We start from the raw sequence: 6,349 nt of genomic DNA, 5'->3' as shown, positions 1-6,349 counted from the left end.
CAAAGAAAAGTAGGTGCCGCCCCGCACAGGGGCGACGCGTGAAGCACGCTAACGTAACGCGGATGCCAGCGCAAACCCAAAGCAAAACCCAAAGCAAAACCCAAAGCAAAACCCAAAGCAAACCCACAGCGCCCGAACCGGCTACTTCCTCAACTCCCCCGGCCCCTTCCCCGTCCAGCGCTTCAATGCGCGCCGAAAATTCGCTGCATCGCTAAAACCCAGAAGCATCGCGACATCCTCGGTACTCATCTTCGTCGATTGCAAATACTCCAGCGCGAGCGAGCAACGCACGTCATCGACAATCGCAACGAACGACGTTCCTTCCGCTTCGAGATGCCGCCGCAAGGTACGGCTCGTCATATTGAGCCGCGTGGCCACTTCTTCCATGCCGGGAAAAACGCCTGGCGTGCTCATCAGCACCTGATAAACCTCGCCCGCCGTTCCCACCGAAGTCTTGGCCTGCCCGATCAAACGATCGCACGTGTCCTGCAGCAGCGTCGCCGTCAGCTTGTGCGCAAGCTGCGGCTTCTGGTTCAGTATCGCGCTGTCGTAAACAAGCTCGCACTGCGGCGCGTCGAAAAAACACGGGCACCCCAGATACTGCGGATAGAGATCGGCATGCGCGGGCGCCGGATACGAAAAGGACGCCTCGAGCGGCGGACAGCTATGACCCGCGACATCCTGCAGATGCGTGACGTGCTGCGTGAATTGCTGCTCGATGATGAACTCGCGCAACTCGCGTGATGGGCTCGACACGAACGCATCGGGAAACGACCACACGGCTCGATCCGGATACTCGGTCCAATCGATTGTCACCGTCGGCGTTGCAAGCCGATGATATTTGACGCCAAGCCGGAAGTAATCGCGCAACGACAGACACGACATCAGCGCATAGCCATACATGCCATACGCGGACAGATGCAGCCGCGCGCCGGTCTTGAACGGCGTAGCCGGATCGGTCGACAGCAGCACCGCGTTGCGGGCCACGATCGCATATTGACGGACCGATGTCATCACCGACGCGTCGTTGAGCTGATCGACGCTCAGACCGCTGCCCTTCAGGCTATCTTCGGGCGCAATGCCTTGCTCCGCGAGCACGTCGACCAGTGCGGCGATTTTGTACGGCGCGTAAATGCGCTCGTTGATAAGAGGGCGAGTCGATGCCAAGAATGCTTCACAGAATGTCCTTCGAAGACATCCTTGTGTCCGTAAATGACCTTACGGGCGCCATCGTATCCCACTACTATCGGTATCACAAGCGCTGCGTCCCCGGACCGCCGGCGCGTCGGTACAACCACGGAGACAGCGTGCGCCGCGTCCTTTTACTGCGCAGGGACGAAGCGCCGCGCACGCCGAACAGATCAGGATTTCCCAATGAGCGACACCAGCCGCAAGGTCATCATTTCGTGTGCGATCACGGGCGCAACCCATGTGCCGTCGATGTCCGAACATCTCCCCATCACGCCCGCGCAAATCCGGGACCAGGCCATCGAAGCGGCGGAAGCCGGGGCCGCGATCATTCATCTGCACGCACGCGATCCCAATGACGGCCGCCCGACGCCGAGCCCGGAGATCTTCAAGGCCTTCGTGCCCGCAATCGCCGAAGCGACCGACGCCGTCATCAACATCACGACAGGCGGCAGCACGCGCATGACGCTCGAAGAACGTCTCGCGTATCCGCGACTCGCAAAGCCCGAAATGTGCTCGTTGAACATGGGCTCGATGAACTTCTCGATTCATCCCGTCGCGGCAAAGATTGCGTCGTGGCGTTACGGCTGGGAGAAGGATTATGTCGAGGGCATGGAAGACATGATCTTCCGCAATACCTTCAAGGACATTCGCAACATTCTTCTGGAGTTGGGAGACAACGGCACGCGCTTCGAATTCGAGTGCTATGACGTGGGGCATCTGTACAACCTTGCGCATTTCGTCGAACAAGGGCTTGTCAAGCCGCCGTTCTTCATTCAATCGGTGTTCGGCATTCTGGGCGGTTTGGGCACGGACCCGGAAAACATGGTCGTGATGCGCTCGACGGCGGACCGGCTGTTCGGCCGCGAGAACTATCAGTTCTCCGTTCTCGGCGCGGGCCGTCACCAGATGCCGCTCGTCACCATGAGCGCGATCCTGGGCGGTAACGTTCGCGTGGGCCTCGAAGACAGCGTGTATTTGTCGAAGGGTGTGAAGGCGGAGACGAACGCGCAACAGGTCCGTAAAATCCGCCGCATTCTCGAAGAACTGTCGTTCGAGATCGCCACGCCTGCGGACGCGCGCAAGATGCTGGGACTCAAAGGCGCCGACAAGGTAACGCTCTAGAGCAAAGCCAATAAAAAAGCAGAGATACAGGAGACACGTCATGGACACTACTTCCATCGACCATCGCGTTGAACAGCTGCATCGCATTGCCACGCACAAGGCCATGCTCAGGCTGATCCCGCTGATGTGCGCGATCTACTTCATGTCTTTTCTCGATCGCACGAATGTTGCCCTCGCGAAGATTCAGCTCGCGGCCGATGTCGGCATCAGCGCCGCCGCATATGGATTCGGCTCGGGCATATTCTTTCTCGGCTATGCGTTGCTCGAAGTACCGAGCAATCTGGCGGCACATCGCGTCGGTCCGCGACGCTGGATCGCGCGCATTGCAGTGACGTGGGGCATTCTATCGACGGCGATGATGTTCGTGCAGGGCACCACGTCGTTCTATGTATTGCGCGTTCTGCTGGGCATCGCGGAAGCAGGGCTGTTTCCCGCGCTGATGTATATGGTGACGCTGTGGTTCGCGCCGCATGACCGGCCCGTCGTGGTCGGCTGGATTTACATTGCCCCCGCGCTCGCGTTGATGCTCGGCAATCCGCTGGGCGGCGCGCTGATGCAACTGGATGGATTCGGCGGCCTGCACGGCTGGCAATGGATGTTCATGATCGAAGGCATTCCGAGCGTGATCGTCGGCATCGTGCTGTTCTTTGCAATGCCGGAGCGGCCGCGAGACGCGCGGTGGCTGTCGGCGGCCGAGCGCGACGTGCTCGAAACACATGCTGTCATCGACGTGCATGGCCGCGCAGAGTACTCGTCCGCAAACTGGATTGCCGCGCTCAAGCGGCCCACCACCGTCCTGATCGGCCTGATTTATTTTTTGAATCAGGTGGCGTTCGTGGGGCTGTACTTTTTTGCGCCCGCCATCGTTCACCAGATGCATGTCGATTCGCCGCTTCTGATCGGTTTTCTGGCCGCAAGTGTCGGGCTCGGCTTTCTGCTCGGCGTGCTGATTCTGCCGCGCATCCATCGGCGCGTGAACAGTGATTGCGTGTTTCTAGGCGTGCTCACGGCGGGACTTGTCGTCGGCGCGTGCGTTTATCTCGCGGTGACGACGCCCGCTGCGCGCATCTGCCTGCTGACAGTGACTGCATTTTTTGGCGGCGGCGTGTTGCCGTCGTATTGGGCGATTGCGATGAAGCGCCTGCAAGGCATTCAGGCCGCTGCGGGTCTGGCGTTCATCAACACGATTGGTCTGATCGGCGGGTTTGTCGGACCGTACCTGTTCGGAATGGCCGAAACGTCTTCGGGCCGAAGCGATGCCGGTTTCTCGGTGATTCTGGTCGCCGCGGTACTCGGCCTCGCACTGGTGCCGCTACTGGCGAAAGCGATCCGCGGCGAGGCTCGTGTAGAGTCGTTGCGCGAGCCGGCCGCACAGATGAAGCCATAGTCGGGTTTGCGTTTTCTGGAAGGAATAAACCAACAATGAAGTTGAACGGAAAAGTTGCGATCATTACGGGCGCGGGGCAGGGAATCGGTGCAGCCACCGCATTGAAGTTTGCGCGCGAAAACGCCGTCGTCATCGCCTGCGACATGAATCTGGATGCTGTCGAAACGGTCGCGCATCTGTGCCGTGAAGCGGGCGCGAAGGCGGAAGCGTTTGCCGTCGATGTCACGCAACGTGCGCAAGTCGATCAGATGGTCGCCAGCGTGCGCGATACCTATGGCCGCATCGACGTGGTCGTGAACAATGCAGGCATCACACGCGATGCGCGCTTGCAGAAGATGACGTTGCAGCAATTCGAAGATGTAATCGACGTCAACCTTCGCGGTGTATTTCATACCGCCCAGGCAGTCGTCGATTCGATGATCGAGCAAGGTTCCGGTGTCATCCTGAACGCAAGCTCTGTCGTGGGCATTTACGGCAACTACGGGCAGACGAACTATGCCGCGGCCAAGTTCGGCGTGATCGGCTTCACCAAGACCTGGAGCCGCGAGCTGGGTCCGAAGGGTATCCGTGTCAACGCGGTGGCGCCCGGTTTCATCGACACACCTATTCTCAGAACCATTCCTGAAGACGTGCTCGCGAAGATGCGCGAAGACGTGCCGCTGCGCCGGCTCGGCAAGCCCGAGGAAATCGCGAATATCTACGCGTTTCTGGCAAGCGACGAAGCAAGCTATATCAACGGCGCAGTGATCGAGGCGACAGGCGGATTGACCTTGTGATCCGTTTGCAAACAGTGAAGAGGTAGCAGCATGAATATCATTGACCTGTTGAAACCGCGCGCCGGGCTGCGGGTATTCGTATCGGCGGGGGCGGCGGGAATTGGCGCGGCAATCGCCGAAGCATTTCTGCAGGCGCAGGCAAAGGTCTATATCTGCGACGTGAATGCGACAGCTGTCGCCGACGCCAGATCGCGCCTGCCGGACCTTCACGCGGGTATCGCCGACGTGTCGGACCGGGCGCAAGTCGATGCCATCATCGACGATGCGCGGCAGAAGCTCGGCGGACTCGATGTGCTCATCAACAACGCGGGCATAGCGGGGCCGACGGGCGCAGTCGAAGATCTCGATCCTGCGCAATGGGAAAGCACGGTGTCCACCAACCTCAACAGCCAGTTCTATTTTCTGCGCAAGGCGGTGCCCGTTCTGAAAGAGACGTCTGACTGCGCGAGCATCATCGCCATGTCTTCGGTGGCGGGACGTCTTGGCTATCCGTTTCGCACGCCGTATGCATCGACTAAATGGGCGATCGTGGGATTGGTCAAATCGTTGGCGGCCGAACTGGGCCCGAGCAATATTCGTGTGAACGCGATTCTGCCGGGTGTCGTGGAAGGCGAGCGGATGAGCAAGGTGATCGCCGCGCGCGCCGACGCGCTCGGTATTTCGTTCGACGCGATGCGCGACGAGTACCTGAAGAAGATTTCGTTGCGCCGGATGGTCACGGTCGATGATATTGCCGCAATGGCCTTGTTCCTTGCATCGCCGGCTGGCGGCAATATCACCGGGCAGGCCATTAGTGTCGACGGCAATGTCGAGTACTTGTGAGGCCGACACTCTGCCCGTGTAAAGTTCCCGTCACTGCCATCACCGTTGCGGCGCCGTGTCGATCTTGCACGGGCCGCGCTAGCCGTCGGTCGACTGGCTGACGGTCTCCCAGGCGTCGATTTCACCGCCGATGGCCGAGAGCTTTTCGCGCACGAGACCCAGCGCATCACTGCCTAGCAGCAGATGCGCCGGCGGATTGTCGCTATCCATCACCGACAGCATCGCGCGCGCCGCCTTCACGGGGTCGCCCAGCTGCTTGCCGCTTTTTTCCTCGCGCGCTTTTCTGATCGGATCGAAGATCGGATCATAGTCCGGGATCGAACGGGGCGTCCGGATCATCGACCGGCCGGCCCAATCGGTCCGGAACGATCCCGGCGCAACGGCGGTGACGAAGATGCCCAGGGCACGGACTTCCTTCCCGAGCGCCTCGGAGATGCCTTCCAGCGCGAACTTGCTTCCGCAATAGTAGGTAATGCCCGGCATCGTGATGTGGCCGCCCATCGACGTGATGTTGAGAATATGGCCGCGCCGCCTTTTGCGCATGCCCGGGATCACGGCTTTCATCATCGCGACGGCGCCGAATACATTGACGTCGAACTGCCGGCGCATCTCGCTCAGCGGCGATTCTTCCATCACGCCTTCGTGACCATACCCGGCGTTGTTAACGAGCACGTCGATCGGCCCGGACGTTGCTTCGATGTCGGCGACGACGCCCTCGATAGCATCAAAGTCGGTCACATCGAGCACACGCCCCACGGATCGACCTGGCGCCAGTGCTTCGAATGCATTCCTGGCCTGTTCGCTTCGGACAGTACCGATCACGCGGTGACCTGCGGCAAGCGCTTCTTCGGCCAGCGCGCGTCCGAAGCCGCTGCTGACGCCGGTAATGAGAAGGGTTTTGACGGATGACATGCGTACCTCGTAAAGGAAGAGAGACCGACTGCATAATATTCTTTCTCACTTGTACGATTCAGGTCTTATAGTCTCGACTTATTGCCTATTCCTATGAGAGTGGTGAAGCATGGTGAGAAAGGTCGACGGGCAGCAAACC

The 6,349-nt window shown here is 59.9% G+C and carries 6 protein-coding genes; 4 read left to right on the top strand and 2 right to left on the bottom strand.

Features of this window, described 5'->3' with window-relative positions:
• Nucleotides 1-141: 141 nt before the first annotated feature.
• Entirely contained in the window at nucleotides 142-1,167 is a 1,026-nt protein-coding gene (locus KFO72_RS07145) for an AraC family transcriptional regulator (RefSeq protein ID WP_054931025.1), read from the bottom strand.
• Between the two features lie 207 nt (nucleotides 1,168-1,374).
• On the opposite strand from KFO72_RS07145, the gene KFO72_RS07140 reads away from it, so the two are divergent.
• Genes KFO72_RS07140 through KFO72_RS07125 form a run of 4 tightly spaced genes read left to right on the top strand, consistent with a single transcriptional unit; the run spans nucleotide 1,375 to nucleotide 5,298 of the window.
• The gene (locus KFO72_RS07140) at nucleotides 1,375-2,313 is read left to right on the top strand and encodes a 3-keto-5-aminohexanoate cleavage protein (RefSeq protein WP_035993073.1); all 939 of its coding nucleotides are present in this window, start codon (nucleotides 1,375-1,377) and stop codon (nucleotides 2,311-2,313) included.
• Between the two features lie 40 nt (nucleotides 2,314-2,353).
• Nucleotides 2,354-3,700 (top strand): MFS transporter, encoded by a 1,347-nt coding sequence (locus KFO72_RS07135; RefSeq protein ID WP_062918586.1) that lies wholly within the window; start codon nucleotides 2,354-2,356, stop codon nucleotides 3,698-3,700.
• A gap of 35 nt (nucleotides 3,701-3,735) precedes the next feature.
• The gene (gene fabG, locus KFO72_RS07130) at nucleotides 3,736-4,476 is read left to right on the top strand and encodes a 3-oxoacyl-ACP reductase FabG (protein ID WP_060608923.1); all 741 of its coding nucleotides are present in this window, start codon (nucleotides 3,736-3,738) and stop codon (nucleotides 4,474-4,476) included.
• 30 nt (nucleotides 4,477-4,506) lie between these two features.
• The gene (locus KFO72_RS07125) at nucleotides 4,507-5,298 is read left to right on the top strand and encodes an SDR family oxidoreductase (protein WP_054931022.1); all 792 of its coding nucleotides are present in this window, start codon (nucleotides 4,507-4,509) and stop codon (nucleotides 5,296-5,298) included.
• A gap of 78 nt (nucleotides 5,299-5,376) precedes the next feature.
• Here KFO72_RS07125 and KFO72_RS07120 read toward each other — a convergent pair whose 3' ends face one another.
• Nucleotides 5,377-6,210, bottom strand: coding sequence for an oxidoreductase (locus KFO72_RS07120; RefSeq protein WP_176053570.1), 834 nt, complete (start codon nucleotides 6,208-6,210; stop codon nucleotides 5,377-5,379).
• Between the last annotated feature and the right edge of the window lie 139 nt (nucleotides 6,211-6,349).

The organism is Paraburkholderia sp. XV, assembly GCF_020177535.1.
Taxonomy (GTDB): Bacteria; Pseudomonadota; Gammaproteobacteria; order Burkholderiales; family Burkholderiaceae; genus Paraburkholderia; species Paraburkholderia caribensis.
The sequence above is the reverse complement of the archived record's forward strand: the minus strand, read 5'-3'. Positions and strand labels throughout refer to the sequence as shown.